The organism is Tabrizicola soli (assembly GCF_015999335.1).
GTDB lineage: Bacteria > Pseudomonadota > Alphaproteobacteria > Rhodobacterales > Rhodobacteraceae > Tabrizicola > Tabrizicola soli.
Genome location: NZ_JAEACP010000002.1, coordinates 113,752 through 127,563, shown reverse-complemented (window position 1 = coordinate 127,563; position 13,812 = coordinate 113,752). Strand labels below are relative to the sequence as shown.

The following is a 13,812-nucleotide window of genomic DNA, read 5'->3' as shown; positions in this document are numbered from 1 at the left end:
CCATGCCGGGTCCGCTGCCAGGCCGCCCCTCCGACGATCCCCATATCCCGGTATTGATCGACGCGATCCTGCGGGAATGTTCTCCCGTGTCCGGCGTCTGGCTGGACGGGACGCTGGGGGCAGGAGGCTACACCCGCGCGCTTCTGGCCGCCGGGGCGGATCGGGTGATCGGCATCGACCGCGATCCGCTGGCGCTGGAGATGGCGGCCGGCTGGGCCACGGATCATGGCGACCGGCTGCGGCTGGTGGCGGGCACCTTCTCGGACCTCGACACGCTGGCGGGCGAGGCGCTGGATGGCGTCGTCCTCGACCTTGGCGTCAGCTCCATGCAACTGGATCAGGCCGAGCGGGGATTCTCGTTCCAGAAGGACGGGCCCCTGGACATGCGGATGAGCCAGTCCGGCCCCTCCGCCGCCGATCTGGTGAACACCACCGATGAGAGCGTGCTGGCCGACATCCTCTATCACTACGGCGAGGAGCGCGCCTCGCGCCGGATCGCCCATGCCATCGTCGCGGCCCGCAGCGTCGAGCCGATCACCACCACGGCGCGGCTGGCCGAGATCGTCGCCCGCTGTCTGCCTCGCCCGAAGCCGGGGCAAAGCCATCCCGCGACCCGCAGCTTCCAGGCGATCCGCATTGCGGTGAACACCGAGTTTTCCGAACTGGCCGAAGGGCTTGCCGCCGCCGAACGCGCGCTGAAACCCGGTGGGCTGCTTGCCGTCGTCACCTTCCACTCCCTCGAGGACCGGATCGTGAAACGGTTCTTCCAGCTGGCCAGCGGCCATGAGGCGAACGCCAACCGCTATGCCCCGGCGAAGGCCGACACCAGGGCCCGCTTCGACCTCGTGACCCGCAAGCCCGTGGCCCCGGACGAGGACGAGATCGCCCGCAACCCCCGCGCCCGGTCGGCGAAGCTGCGCGTCGCGCGGCGTACGGCCGCGCCCGCGCAAGCCATCGACCCGGCCGACCTCGGCGTGCCGCAGATCCGACCGAAAGGACGCCGCTGATGCGCCCCGTGCTTTATGTCCTCTCCTTCCTCGCCCTGATCGCGCTGGGCTTCTGGGCCTACCGCGAGAACTATGCGACCCAGGCCGCGCTGAAGGAGATGGCGGGCCTGCAACGCCAGATCGTCGGCCTGCGCGAGGCCCTGTCGGTCCAGCGCGCGGAATGGGCCTACCTCAACCGTCCCGATCGGTTGCGCGAACTGGCGACGGTGAACTTCGACCGCCTCGGCCTTTTGCCGATGGAGCCGGGCCAGTTCGGTACCGCGGCCCAGGTCGCCTATCCGCGGCAGACCCTGCCCGAGATCGACATGCCGGTGGACATTCAGGCACCCGAACCGATCGAGGAGGGCCTTTGATGCGCACGCCCCTGCGGCCGCTCGCCCGGATCCTGCAAGCCCGCGAGGACGGGCTGAACCCCGACCAGATCGAGAAGGAGAACCTGCGCCTGCGGCACGAGGCGATGCGCGAGAAATCCCGCTCGCGCGCCGAGTTCCGGCTGCTGCTCCTGTCTCTGGGCTTTGTCGTCGCCTTCGGCGCGATCGGCGCCCGCATGGGCCTGATGGCCGCGACCGAGCCGGTGGAGCCGCGCGCCTCCGCCCCCGGCGCCGAGATCATCGCGCAACGCGCCGACATCACCGACCGCAACGGCCGGATCCTGGCCACCAACATGACCACCCACGCGCTTTACGCGCATCCCAAGGTCATGGTGGACCCCAAGGGCGTGGCCGTGAAGCTGGCCGAAATCTTCCCCGACCTCGACGCCAAGGCGCTGGAGCGGCGGTTCACCGACGGGCGCAGCTTCGTCTGGATCAAGAAGGTCCTCAGCCCCGAACAGATGCAGCTCGTGCACGAGATCGGCGACCCCGGCCTTCTCTTCGGCCCGCGCGAGATGCGGCTTTATCCGAATGGCACGCTGGCCGCGCATGTCCTTGGCGGCACTTCCTTCGGGGCCGAGGGCGTGCATTCGGCCGAGGTGATCGGCACGGCGGGCGTCGAGAAGGCGCTGGACGCGCGGCTGCGCGACCCGGCCCAGGCGGGCAGGGCGCTGACGCTTTCGCTGGACCTCTCGCTGCAGGCCACGATCGAGGAGGTCCTCTTCGCCGGGATGCAGATGCTGAACGCCAAGGGTGCGGCGGCGATCCTGATGGACGTGCGCACCGGCGAGATCCTTGCCCTGGCCTCCTTGCCGAATTTCGATCCGAACGACCGGCCCAATCCCCTGGTCGACAAGAACGCCGAACCCGGCGACAGTCCGCTGTTCAACCGCGCGGTGCAGGGGGTCTACGAGTTGGGGTCCACCTTCAAGATCTTTGCCGTGGCCCAGGCGATGGAACTGGGCCTGGTCACGCCCGCCACCATGGTCGACGCCAATGCGCCGATGGTCTGGGGCAAGCACAAGATCAAGGAGTTCGAGGGCAAGAACTATGGCCCGCTCCTGTCGGTGACGGATGTCATCGCCAAGTCGTCGAACGTCGGCACGGCGCATATCGCGCTGATGATCGGTCCCTTGCGCCAGCAGGCCTTCCTGAAATCTTTGGGTTTCTTCGAGCCGACGCCGCTGGAACTGGTCGAGGCGCCGGGCGCGCGGCCGCTGATCCCGAAGAAATGGCCCGAGATCGTCACCATTACCACCTCTTACGGGCACGGCATGTCGGCCAGCCCGATGCACCTGGCCGCCGCCTATGCGGCGATCGCCAACGGCGGGGTGATGATCAAGCCCACGCTCCTGAAACGCGAGGGGCCGACCACCGGCGTCCGGGTGATGAGCGAGAAGACCGCCCATGATGCCGTCACCATGCTGCGCCGTGTGGTGACCGAAGGCACCGCCAGCCTTGGCGAGGTGCCGGGCTACGAGGTCGCGGGCAAGACCGGGACGGCGGACAAGCCGAAGAAGACCGGCGGCTACTACAAGGACAAGGTGGTCAACACCTTCGCCTCGGTGTTTCCGGCCTCGAACCCGCAATATGTGCTGATCGTGACCCTGGACGAGCCGATGGACACCACGCTGTCGCAGGCCCGCCGCACCGCCGGCTGGACCGCCGTTCCCGTCGCCTCCGAGATCATCCGTCGCGTCGCGCCGCTCATGGGGCTGCGTCCCAAGCTTGAACCCCCTGCTCCGGATGCGGTAACAGCCGCCAGCAACTGACAGGGGGCGGCGGATGACTTCGCGCGCGATACGGTTATCGGACCTGGGCCTGACCGCCCGGGCCGGACGCGACCCGGCGCTTTCCGGCGTGACCGCGGACAGCCGCGCGGTCCGGGCGGGAATGCTTTTCGCAGCACTGCCCGGCAGCGCGACCCATGGCGCCCGCTTCATCCCCGCTGCGCTGGAACAGGGCGCGGCCGCGATCCTGACCGATGCCGAGGGGGCGCGGCTTGCGGCCGCAGAACTGGCCGACAGCGACGCGGCCCTGGTCCTGGCCGAGGACCCCCGCGCCGCGCTGGCCTGTGCGGCCGCGCTCTGGTTCGGGCCGCAGCCGGAGTGCATGGTCGCGGTGACCGGCACCAACGGCAAGACCAGCGTCGCGACCTTCACCCGGCAGATCTGGGCCGCGCTGGGGCACGAGGCGATCAACATCGGCACCACCGGGATCGAGGGGGCATGGTCCGCGCCCTCCAGCCACACCACGCCGGATGCGATCGCATTGCAGAAGCTTCTGGCGGCGGCGGCTTCGGCCGGGGTGACCCATGCCGCGATGGAGGCCTCCTCGCACGGGATCGACCAGCGCCGGCTGGACGGGGTCCGGCTCTGCGCGGCGGGCTTCACCAACCTGACGCAGGATCACCTCGACTATCACGGCACGATGGCGGCCTATTTCCAGGCCAAGGCCCAGCTTTTCACCCGCCTCCTGCCCGAGGACGGGGTGGCCGTGGTCAACCTCGACGGCGCGCGCGGCGACGACATGGCGGAACTTGCGCTGGCACGCGGGTTGCGTGTGCTGACGGTGGGCAAGGGGCCGGGGGCCGACCTGCAGATCGCCGCGACGCGGCCTGATGCGACCGGGCAGGAGGTGCGCTACCTCTGGCAGGGCAGGGCGTTCCAGACCCGGCTGAACCTGATCGGCGCCTTCCAGGCCGAGAACGTCGCCGTGGCGGCAGGGCTGGCGATTGCCGCCGGCGATGCGCCCGACGCGGTGCTTGCCGTGCTGCCGCGCCTGACGGGGGTGCGGGGCCGGATGCAACTGGCCGCCACCCGCAGGAACGGGGCGGCGGTCTATGTCGATTACGCCCATACGCCGGATGCGCTGGAGACCGCGCTGCGCGCCTTGCGCCCGCATGTGATGGGCCGGATCGTCGTGGTCTTCGGCGCGGGCGGCGACCGGGATCGGACCAAGCGCCCGCTGATGGGGGCGGCGGCGAAGGCCAATGCCGATGTGCTCTACGTCACCGACGACAACCCCCGTACCGAGGACCCCGCCTCGATCCGCGCAGCGATCCTGGCGGCCTGCCCCGAGGCGCATGAGGTCGGCGACCGGGCCGAGGCGATCCTGCGGGCGGTGGATGCCCTGCTGCCGGGCGATGCCCTGCTGATCGCCGGCAAGGGCCATGAAAGCGGGCAGGTGGTCGGGACCGATGTCTATCCCTTTGATGACGTGGAACAGGCCAGCGTCGCCGTCGCCGCGCTGCCCGGGGAGAGGCCATGAGGAACGATCCGAGCGATGCGCCTCCCCTCCCCCTCGTGGGGTGGGGATGGGGGTGGGGGGCTCCCCGCCTGGCGTTCCGCGCCTGCAATGCGGCGCTCCCCCCCTCCCTCTCCCTCCCCCACGAGGGGGGAGGGAAGCGCCCACTGCAATCGCCGGTCGCCTGCGCCGAGGTCGCTCGATGACCCTCTGGACCTCAGCAGAGGCGGCCAAGGCCACCGGGGGCCGCCCGACCGCCGGCTGGCAGGCGTCCGGCGTCTCGATCGACACCCGCACGCTGCAGCCCGGCGACCTTTTCGTCGCGCTGAAGGACCTCCGCGACGGGCATGAATTCGTGGCGCAGGCGCTGGAGAAGGGGGCGGCGGCCGCCCTCGTCTCCCGCATCCCCGAGGGCCTGGCCCCGGACGCGCCGCTGCTGGTCGTCCCCGATGTGCTGCGGGCGCTGGAGGCGATGGGGGCCTTTGCCCGCGCGCGGACGAAGGCGAAGGTCGTCGGCATCACCGGCTCGGTCGGCAAGACCTCGACCAAGGAGATGCTGCGCGCGATCCTGTCCGGGCAGGGCCGGACCCATGCCGCGGAAGCCAGCTACAACAACCATTGGGGCGTGCCGCTGACCCTGGCCCGGATGCCCGCCGACGCCGATTTCGCCGTGATCGAGATCGGCATGAACCACCCCGGCGAGATCGCGCCGCTGGCGCGGCTGGCGCGGCAGGACGTGGCGCTGGTCACCACCGTCGCGCCGGCGCATCTGGAGGCCTTCGCCAGCGTCGAGGAGATCGCCCGCGAAAAGGCCGCGATCTTCCAGGGGCTCAAGCCCGGCGGCACCGCGATCGTCAACGCCGACCTGCCCACCACGCCGATCCTTCTGGCCGGGGCGCAGGGCGCCAAGCCTGTCACCTTCGGCGCCGCCGAGGCCGCCGACTACCGCCTGATCGAGGCGCGGATCGTGGATGAGACCACCGTCTGCCGCGCCACCCGCCGGGGCGAGCCGCTCCTCTACAAGGTCGCCTCGCCCGGTCGCCATTTCGCGCTGAATGCGCTGGGCGCCCTTGCCGCCGCCGAGGCGCTGGGGGCCGATCCGATGATCTCGGCGCATGACCTCGGCCGCTGGGCCCCGCCCGCCGGCCGGGGCCAGCGCGAAAGGATCGTGCTGGATCTGGTGGAAGAGACCTTCTTCGACCTGATCGACGACGCCTTCAACGCCAACCCGGCCTCGATGGCGGCGGCGCTGGACGTGCTCATCGCCGCGAAACCCACCGACGGGATCGGCCGGGTCGGCGGCGGGCGGCGCATCGCCATCCTCGGCGACATGCTGGAGCTGGGCCCGACCGAGGCCGAGCTGCACGCCGCCATCGCCCGTCATCCCGGCCTTTCGGCGGTCCATCTGATCCATTGCGTCGGCCCCCGGATGCGGGCGCTGCACGCGGCCTTGCCCCGCCAGATGCGCGGCGAATGGACCGAAGGCGCGGCCGAACTGGCGGCCCGCGCCCGCAGCCTGATCGACGCGGGGGATATCCTGCTCGTGAAGGGCTCCAAGGGATCGAAGGTCAGCCTTGTCGTTGACGCGCTGCGGAAAATGGGGCAGGCCGCAGCCCCGAAAGAAGGAACCCCGTAAATGTTCTACTGGCTGGCCGAATTCGCTGACGGCGGCGGCATCTTCAACCTGTTCCGCTACATCACCGTCCGGGCCGGCGGCGCCTTCGTGACCGCGCTGGTCTTCGGCTTCCTCTTCGGCCGCCCGCTGATCGACCTCTTGCGCCGCAAGCAGGGCAAGGGCCAGCCGATCCGCGACGACGGGCCGCAAAGCCACCTGTCCAAGGCGGGCACGCCGACGATGGGCGGGCTTCTGATCCTGTCGGCGCTGATGGTCTCGACGCTGCTCTGGGCGCGGCTCGACAATCCCTTCGTCTGGATCGTGATCCTGGTGACGCTGGCCTTCGGCCTGATCGGCTTCGCCGACGACTATGCCAAGGTGACGAAGCAGAACACCAAGGGCGTCTCGGGCAAGCTGCGCATGGGGCTGGGCCTCCTGATCGCGGCGCTGGCCAGCTATGCGGCCTCGATGTTCCATCCGGCCGCGCTGACCGACCAGCTGGCCTTCCCCTTCTTCAAGGACGCGCTTCTCGACCTTGGCATCTTCTTCGTGCCCTTCGGCATGGTGGTGATCGTCGGCGCGGCCAATGCGGTGAACCTGACCGACGGGCTGGACGGGCTGGCGATCATGCCGGTGATGATCGCGGGCGGCACGCTGGGGATCATCGCCTATGTGGTCGGCAACTCGAACTTCACCGAATACCTAGGCGTGCATTTCGTACCCGGCACCGGCGACCTTCTGGTCTTCACCGCCGCCCTTTTTGGTGCCGGGCTCGGCTTCCTGTGGTACAACGCGCCCCCGGCGGCGGTGTTCATGGGCGATACCGGCAGCCTGGCCCTGGGCGGCGCGCTGGGCGCGATCGCGGTCTGCACCAAGCACGAGATCGTGCTGGCCATCGTCGGCGGCCTCTTCGTGGTCGAGGCGCTGAGCGTGATCATCCAGGTGCTCTACTACAAGCGCACGAAGAAACGCATCTTCCTGATGGCGCCGATCCACCACCATTTCGAGAAGAAGGGCTGGGCCGAGCCGCAGATCGTGATCCGGTTCTGGATCATCAGCGTGATCCTGGCGCTGATCGGGCTGGCCACGCTGAAGGTCAGGTGAAGGCATTGGGTGGGTGAATCACCCACCCCACCCGGGCGCGCAACCCCGGCGTGATCAAAGTTCCCCCAGCGGAAACACTGACCGCAGTTTCCTTGGTTCTGCCACAAACTTGCAGCAGTAATGGCCCAATCCTGAAGGCTCCTACCTGCAAGAAACCGATCCCGGGGGTTCACCATGCCGACTGCCATCCGCAAGTTCCTGCGCCCCGCCCTGATCGCGCTCGGCGCGCTCGCCCCCTTCTCCGCCGCCGCGCAGGAGGCATGCACCACCTATACCGTCCAGGAGGGGGACACCCTGGGCGAGATCGCCTATGCCGCCTATGGCTCCTACAACTACCAGATGATCTTCAACGCCAACCGCGACGCGCTGGGGCAGAATTTCAACAACCTCCCCGCCGGGCTGCAACTGATCCTGCCCTGCGAGGACGGCCGCCTCACTGCCGACAGCGAGCTTTCCGCCGTCATCGCCGCCGAGACCGAGAAGCAGGAAACCACCCGCTCGGCCGACCGGCCCTATGCGCCCAAGCTGAAATTCGTCACCGCGAACGACTGGAAGCCCTTCACCGACCAAAGCCTGCCGGGCGGCGGGATCTATGTGCAGATGGCCGCCACCGCCATGCAGCGCGGCGGCAACGACCGCGACTATACCATCAACTATGTCGACGACTGGGGCTCGCATATCGAGACGCTCCTGCCGACCAACGCCTTCGACATGTCGATCGCCTGGTCGCGGCCCGATTGCTCGCGCATCGACCTTCTGGGCGAATTCGCGGTCAAGATGTGCACCGAGTTCGACTTCTCGCTGCCGATCTACGAGGTCGCCTATTCCTACCACACGCTGATCGACAGCAAATATGCCGAGGCCCGCAGTTTCGGCGATTATGCCGGGGCCCGGATCTGCCGTCCCGAAGGCTGGCCGACCTCGGATCTCGAGGTCGAGGGCCTGGCCGAGCCGACGGTGACCTTCCTTCATCCCAAGACGCCGATGGAATGTGCCAAGATGCTGCTGGCGGGTGAGGTCGACCTCTATTCGATCGAGATCGAGACCTCGACCGCGAATTTCGAGGCGCTGGGGGCGACCGACAAGGTGGCGCTGAACCCGGCGCTGGCCACGTTCAACACGCATCACATCGTGATCTCGAAGAAGAACCCGCGCGCGGCGGAATACATGGAAATGATCAACCGCGGCATCGCCGAGATGCGCGAGAGCGGCGAATGGTACGACCTCGTCGCCACGGGGCTTGCGGAATGGAACAAGTCGCAGGAGTAGCCTTCCCCTTTGCCGCGTCCTGACCTATCCCATGCGCAGGGCATTCAGGGGGCAGGCATGATCCCGGTCAAGGGTTACAGGGGCGCGAAGGTGGCGGTGCTGGGGCTGGGCCGGTCGGGCCTTGCCACCGCCGCCGCGTTGCGCGCCGGGGGGGCCGAACCGCTCCTCTGGGACGACAGCCCCGAGGCCCGCGCCGGGGCCGAGGCCGAGGGGTTCACCCTGACCGACCTGACCCGGAACACCGCGTTCGAGGGGCTGGCCTGCCTCGTCACCTCGCCCGGCATCCCGCATCTCTATCCCGCGCCGCATCCCGTCATCGCCCGCGCGCTGCAGGCCGGGGTCCCGGTCGACAACGACATCGGCCTCTTCTTCCAGAGCGCCGCCGACAGCAGCTGGGCCGAGATGGAGACCCCGCCCAAGGTCATCGCGGTCACCGGCTCGAACGGCAAGTCCACGACGACGGCGCTGATCCACCACATCCTCCAGGTCGCCGGCCGGCCCACGCAGATGGCGGGCAACATCGGTACCGGCGTCCTCTCCATCGCCCCACCGCAGGATGGCGAGGTCATCGTGCTGGAACTGTCCTCGTACCAGACCGAGCTTGCCCGCGCGCTGACCCCCGATGTCGCGGTCTTCACCAATCTCTCGCCCGACCACCTGGACCGCCACGGCGGCATGGGCGGCTATTTCGCCGCCAAGGCCCGGCTTTTCACCCTCGGCGGCCCCGACCGCGCGGTGATCGGCGTGGACGAGGCCGAGGGCCGTTTCCTGGCCGGGCAGCTGGGGCAGGGGCCGCAGGACGACCGGGTGATCCGCATCTCCTCGGGCACGAAGCTGGAGGATTTCGGCTGGTCGGTCTTCGCCCGCAAGGGCTTTCTCGCCGAATGGCGCAAGGGCCGCCAGGTCGCCTCGATCGACCTGCGCGAGGTCAAGGGTCTGCCCGGCGCGCACAACCACCAGAACGCCTGCGCCGCCTATGCCGCCTGCCGCGCGCTTGGCCTGGCGCCGAAGCTGATCGAGGGCGCGCTGCACAGCTTCGCGGGCCTGCCGCACCGCAGCCAGCTGGTGGGCGAAAGGGGCGGGGTGCGCTTCGTCAACGACTCGAAGGCCACCAATGTCGACAGCGCGGCCAAGGCGCTGCAGGCCTTCCCCCGCATCCGCTGGATCGCCGGGGGCCTGGGGAAAGAGGGCGGGATCGCCGCGCTCCGGCCGCTCCTCGGCCCGGTGGTCAAGGCCTATCTCATCGGCCATTCCGCCCGCGACTTCGCGCTGCAGCTGGGCGAGACCCCGCACGAGCTTTGCGAGACGATGGACCGCGCCGTCGCCCGCGCCGCGGCCGAGGCCGAGCCGGGCGAGGTCGTCCTGCTTGCCCCCGCGGCCGCCAGCTTCGACCAATATCCGAACTTCGAGAAGCGGGGCGAGGATTTCACCGCGCGGGTGCAGGCGCTTATCGGGCCGGGGGCCTGACATCGGAGAGAGTGACAGATGTTACCGCTTGCGGATTTCAAGACGATCACGGTCGAGCCGACACCCACCGAAGCGCCGGTGTCGCATCTGGGCACCGAACTGGCGGTCGCCGGGGGGGTGCTGCTGGTCCTCCTCCTCGTCTTCCTGCGCCCCCGCCCCAAGGCGAAGGCGGCGCCACAGAACTGGATCCTGATCGACGGTTCCAACGTGATGCACTGGCAGGACAACACTCCCCGGCTGGACCCGGTCCGCGCGGTGATCGCCGAGGTGCGGAAGAAGGGCTATCTGCCCGGCGTGGTGTTCGACGCCAATGCCGGGTGGAAGCTGGAAGGCCGTTACATGCACGACGGCGATTTCGCGCAGCTTCTGGATATCGAGCCTGCCCAGGTGCTTGTGGTGGAGGCGGGCAGCCCGGCCGACCCGTTCCTGTTGCAGACCGCGCGCGAGTTCGGGGCCCGGATCGTGACCAACGACCGTTTCCGCGACTGGGCGGCGGACCATCCCGAAGTCGAGGAGCCGGGCTTCCTGATCCCCGGCGCGATGCAGGGCGGCAAGCTCCGGCTGGAGGGGTTGCCGGTCCCCGCCCGCAAGGGCTGACTCACAGCGGCAGAAGGCAGCCCCCCTCGCGCGCCGAAGCCTCGGCCCGGTCCAGAAGCCGCTGCAGGCCCGCGCCACGGGCAAAGTCGGGCTCGCAGGGGCCCTCGCCCCGGATCGCCGCGATGAACCGCTGGTAGATCGTGGGCACCGGCGGGCAGTCGATTTCGGTCCAGGTCGCGGTCTGCGCATCCGGGCCAAGACAGGCGCGCAACCGGCTTTCCGCCTTCTCGAAGCTCACCTCCAGCCCTCCCGCCAGCCCGAAGATCCGCAGCCGCAGGTCGTTCAGATGGCCGGTCGCAAAGCGCGTCGCCGCCACCGTCCCCAGCGCGCCATTGGCTAGCCGCAGTTGCAGCGTGGCGCTGTCGTTGGCGTCCAGCACATATTCCCCGATCCGCCCCTCCGGCACCTTGTCGAAGGTTTGCAGCAGGCAGGACACCTCCCGCGCGTCCAGCCCGGCGATGAAGGTGGCGAAATCCAGGATATGGATACCCACATCCCCCAGCACCCCCTTGGAGCCATGCGCCGTCGACAGCCGCCAGAGCCATTGCGGCTCGCGGTCCCACTGGCCCCAGGCGGGCTGCGTCAGCCAGCTTTGCAGATATGAGGCCTCGAAATGCCGGACCTCGCCGATGGCCCCCTCGCGCACCATCGCCGCCGCCTTCTGCAGCGCCGCCACGTTGCGGTACGACAGGTTGACCATGTTCACCACAGCTGCCAGCCGTGCCGCCTCGGCCATCTCCTCGGCATGGGCGGCATTGGTGGCCAGGGGCTTTTCGCACAGCACATGCTTGCCCGCCGCCAGCAGCGGCAGGGTGGTGGCATGATGCGCCGCATCCGGCGTGACATTTGTCACCGCGTCGAACCCGCCCCAGGCCAGCGCCTCGCCCAGCGAGGCGAAGCCATGCGCGATGCCATGCGCCGCCTGGAAGGCCGCCAGCGGCTCGGGCCGCGTGTCGACGCCCGCGACCAGCGTCACGCCGGGGATCGCCGCGAAATGCGCGGCATGGTTCTTGGCCATGCCCCCCGTGCCCAGGATCAAAAGCCGTACCGGCTGCATCAGCGATAGCCCGCCTCGCCGTCCTGATGCAGGCGCGGCCCGCGTTCGACGATCGGTTCCAGCGCCTTGGCAACGGGTGTGTTCGGGGCCGCCGTCACGTTCGGAACCCGCGCCTCGGGGTTGTGCGCCCAGCGGACGGCATTGCAGATCACCTTCTGTACCAAGGGCTGGTGATAGGTCGGATAGGTCTCGTGCCCCGGCCGGAAGTAGAACACATTCCCCGCCCCCCGCCGCCATGTCAGGCCCGAGCGGAACACCTCGCCACCCTGGAACCAGCTGATGAACACCGTCTCCAGCGGTTCCGGCACGCCGAAGGGCTCCCCATACATCTCCTCGTATTCCAGCTCGAAATGGTCGGGGATGCCGTGCGCGATCGGATGCTGGCGCGCGGCGACCCAGATCCGCTCGCGCTCGCCCGCCTCGCGCCAGGTCAGGTTGCAGGGCGTGCCCATCAGCCGCTTGAAGGGTTTCGAGAAATGCGCCGAATGCAGGAAGATGATCCCCATGCCCGACCAGACCGCCTCGACCACACGCTCGGTCACCTTGTCCGAGACCTCGCCATGCGCGGCATGGCCCCACCAGACCAGCACATCCGTCTCGGCCAGCCGCGCCGCCGTCAACCCGTGCTCGGGGTCCTGCAGCGTGGCGGTGCCGGCCTGGATCCCGTGCTCGCGGTTCAAGGCCTCGGCGATCGTGCCATGCATGGTCTTCGGATAAACCCCTGCCACGATGCGGTTCTTCTGTTCATGGACGTTCTCGCCCCAGACGGTGACGCGGAGCTGCATGGCGGTCTCCCTTCCCTGATGCCGGAAGCCTGGGTTGCAAAAGGCCCCGAGTCAACGCGGCCCCCGCCCGCTTGTTCCCTTGCGCCTGCGGGCGGGGCAGGGGATGCTGGCGGGATGACGGAACAGGCGACATTGAAGCTGCGGCTTCTCATCGGCGACAGGCTGGTCTTCGGCCCCGGCAAGGCGGCACTTCTGGTCCGGATCGCCGAGACCGGCTCGATCGCCGCCGCGGGTCGCGCCATGGGGATGAGCTATCGCCGCGCCTGGGCCCTGGTCGAGGAGATGAACGCCGCCTTCCGCACCCCCCTCGTCACCAGCGTGCGGGGCGGGGCAGGGGGCGGCGGCGCCAGCCTGACCGACACCGGAGCCGAGGTCCTGTCGGCCTACCAGTCGATGCTGGCCCGCGCCGAGACCGCCGCCGCCCCCGAGATCGCGCGGATCGCGGCGCTGCTTTGCGATATGTCTGGAGGGAAATAACGCTTGCCTCGCGCGACCCTTCGGGCCATATGTTCCGCCAAACATATCGGAGCCCCCAATGCGTCTTGCCCTCTTCGCCCTGCTGCTCTCCGCCCACGCCGCCGCCGCCGAGGTCACCGTCTTCGCCGCCGCCAGCCTCAAGACCGCGCTGGACGAGATCGCGGCCGATTACACCGCCGAGACGGGCACCCCGGTGACCCTTTCCTATGGCGGCAGCTCGACGCTGGCCCGGCAGATCGCCGAGGGCGCGCCGGCCGACGTCTTCCTCTCCGCCTCGACCGCCTGGATGGACGATCTCGCCGACAAGGCGCTGATCCAGCCCGACAGCCGCCGCGACCTCCTGGGCAACCGGCTGATCCTCGTCGGCCCGCCCGATGCCGCCCCGGTCACCATCGACAAGACCCTCGACCTGGCGGCACTTCTGGCCGGGGGCAAGCTCGCGATGGCCATGGTCGATTCCGTCCCCGCCGGGCAATACGGCAAGGAGGCGCTGGAAAGCCTCGGCCTCTGGGCCGCGGTCGAACCCGGCGTCGTGCAGTCCGAGAACGTCCGCGCCGCGCTGCAACTGGTGGCGCTGGGCGAAGCACCCTACGGCATCGTCTACGCCTCTGATGCCGTGGCCGAGCCCGGCGTCAGTCTGGTCGGCACCTTCCCCGAGGACAGCCACCAGCCCATCACCTACCCCGGCGCGCTGACCCTGACCGCCTCGCCCGAGGCGGCGGACTTCCTCGACCATCTCGCCTCGCCCGAGGCGGCCGGTGTCTTTTCCGCCAACGGCTTCTTGCCCCTGACCGCCGCGCCGTGACACGATCGGCGC

General features: G+C 69.3%; 13 protein-coding genes. 11 read left to right on the top strand and 2 right to left on the bottom strand.

The window, feature by feature from the left end; all coding sequences use genetic code 11:
- Window positions 1–2 precede the first annotated feature (2 nt).
- The 9 genes from rsmH to I7S92_RS02510 all read left to right on the top strand — a co-directional run bounded on the left by rsmH (window position 3) and on the right by I7S92_RS02510 (window position 10,676).
- Window positions 3–1,007: a 16S rRNA (cytosine(1402)-N(4))-methyltransferase RsmH gene (rsmH, locus tag I7S92_RS02550; RefSeq protein WP_197641906.1), complete on the top strand. Its 1,005-nt coding sequence runs from the start codon at window positions 3–5 to the stop codon at window positions 1,005–1,007.
- Window positions 1,007–1,360: a cell division protein FtsL gene (gene ftsL, locus I7S92_RS02545; protein ID WP_197641905.1), complete on the top strand. Its 354-nt coding sequence runs from the start codon at window positions 1,007–1,009 to the stop codon at window positions 1,358–1,360. The genes rsmH and ftsL overlap by 1 nt, the downstream gene beginning before the upstream one ends.
- Entirely contained in the window at window positions 1,357–3,150 is a 1,794-nt protein-coding gene (locus I7S92_RS02540; RefSeq protein ID WP_197641904.1) for a peptidoglycan D,D-transpeptidase FtsI family protein, read from the top strand. Before ftsL ends, I7S92_RS02540 begins: the two co-directional genes overlap by 4 nt.
- A gap of 13 nt (window positions 3,151–3,163) precedes the next feature.
- Window positions 3,164–4,648: a UDP-N-acetylmuramoyl-L-alanyl-D-glutamate--2,6-diaminopimelate ligase gene (locus I7S92_RS02535; protein ID WP_197641903.1), complete on the top strand. Its 1,485-nt coding sequence runs from the start codon at window positions 3,164–3,166 to the stop codon at window positions 4,646–4,648.
- A 178-nt stretch (window positions 4,649–4,826) separates the two neighbouring features.
- The gene (locus I7S92_RS02530) at window positions 4,827–6,260 is read left to right on the top strand and encodes a UDP-N-acetylmuramoyl-tripeptide--D-alanyl-D-alanine ligase (RefSeq protein ID WP_197641902.1); all 1,434 of its coding nucleotides are present in this window, start codon (window positions 4,827–4,829) and stop codon (window positions 6,258–6,260) included.
- Window positions 6,261–7,343, top strand: coding sequence for a phospho-N-acetylmuramoyl-pentapeptide-transferase (gene mraY / locus I7S92_RS02525; RefSeq protein ID WP_197641901.1), 1,083 nt, complete (start codon window positions 6,261–6,263; stop codon window positions 7,341–7,343).
- Window positions 7,344–7,517: 174 nt separating this feature from the next.
- Window positions 7,518–8,612, top strand: coding sequence for a transporter substrate-binding domain-containing protein (locus I7S92_RS02520; RefSeq protein ID WP_197641900.1), 1,095 nt, complete (start codon window positions 7,518–7,520; stop codon window positions 8,610–8,612).
- Window positions 8,613–8,669: 57 nt separating this feature from the next.
- Window positions 8,670–10,079 carry a UDP-N-acetylmuramoyl-L-alanine--D-glutamate ligase gene (gene murD / locus I7S92_RS02515; RefSeq protein WP_197641899.1) on the top strand — a complete coding sequence of 470 codons (1,410 nt, stop codon included), beginning with the start codon at window positions 8,670–8,672 and terminating at the stop codon, window positions 10,077–10,079.
- Window positions 10,080–10,097: 18 nt separating this feature from the next.
- Window positions 10,098–10,676, top strand: coding sequence for an NYN domain-containing protein (locus I7S92_RS02510; RefSeq protein ID WP_197641898.1), 579 nt, complete (start codon window positions 10,098–10,100; stop codon window positions 10,674–10,676).
- A 1-nt stretch (window position 10,677) separates the two neighbouring features.
- On the opposite strand, the gene I7S92_RS02505 is transcribed toward I7S92_RS02510, so the two are convergent.
- Both I7S92_RS02505 and I7S92_RS02500 read right to left on the bottom strand, forming a co-directional pair.
- Window positions 10,678–11,733, bottom strand: a complete 1,056-nt coding sequence (locus tag I7S92_RS02505) for a Gfo/Idh/MocA family protein (RefSeq protein WP_197641897.1) — start codon at window positions 11,731–11,733, stop codon at window positions 10,678–10,680.
- Window positions 11,733–12,518 carry a ThuA domain-containing protein gene (locus tag I7S92_RS02500; protein ID WP_197641896.1) on the bottom strand — a complete coding sequence of 262 codons (786 nt, stop codon included), beginning with the start codon at window positions 12,516–12,518 and terminating at the stop codon, window positions 11,733–11,735. Before I7S92_RS02500 ends, I7S92_RS02505 begins: the two co-directional genes overlap by 1 nt.
- Before the next feature lie 114 nt (window positions 12,519–12,632).
- Between I7S92_RS02500 and I7S92_RS02495 the strand changes: the two genes are divergently transcribed.
- Both I7S92_RS02495 and modA read left to right on the top strand, forming a co-directional pair.
- The gene (locus tag I7S92_RS02495) at window positions 12,633–12,995 is read left to right on the top strand and encodes a winged helix-turn-helix domain-containing protein (RefSeq protein WP_197641895.1); all 363 of its coding nucleotides are present in this window, start codon (window positions 12,633–12,635) and stop codon (window positions 12,993–12,995) included.
- A 58-nt stretch (window positions 12,996–13,053) separates the two neighbouring features.
- The gene (gene modA / locus I7S92_RS02490) at window positions 13,054–13,800 is read left to right on the top strand and encodes a molybdate ABC transporter substrate-binding protein (RefSeq protein ID WP_197641894.1); all 747 of its coding nucleotides are present in this window, start codon (window positions 13,054–13,056) and stop codon (window positions 13,798–13,800) included.
- Window positions 13,801–13,812: the final 12 nt, after the last annotated feature.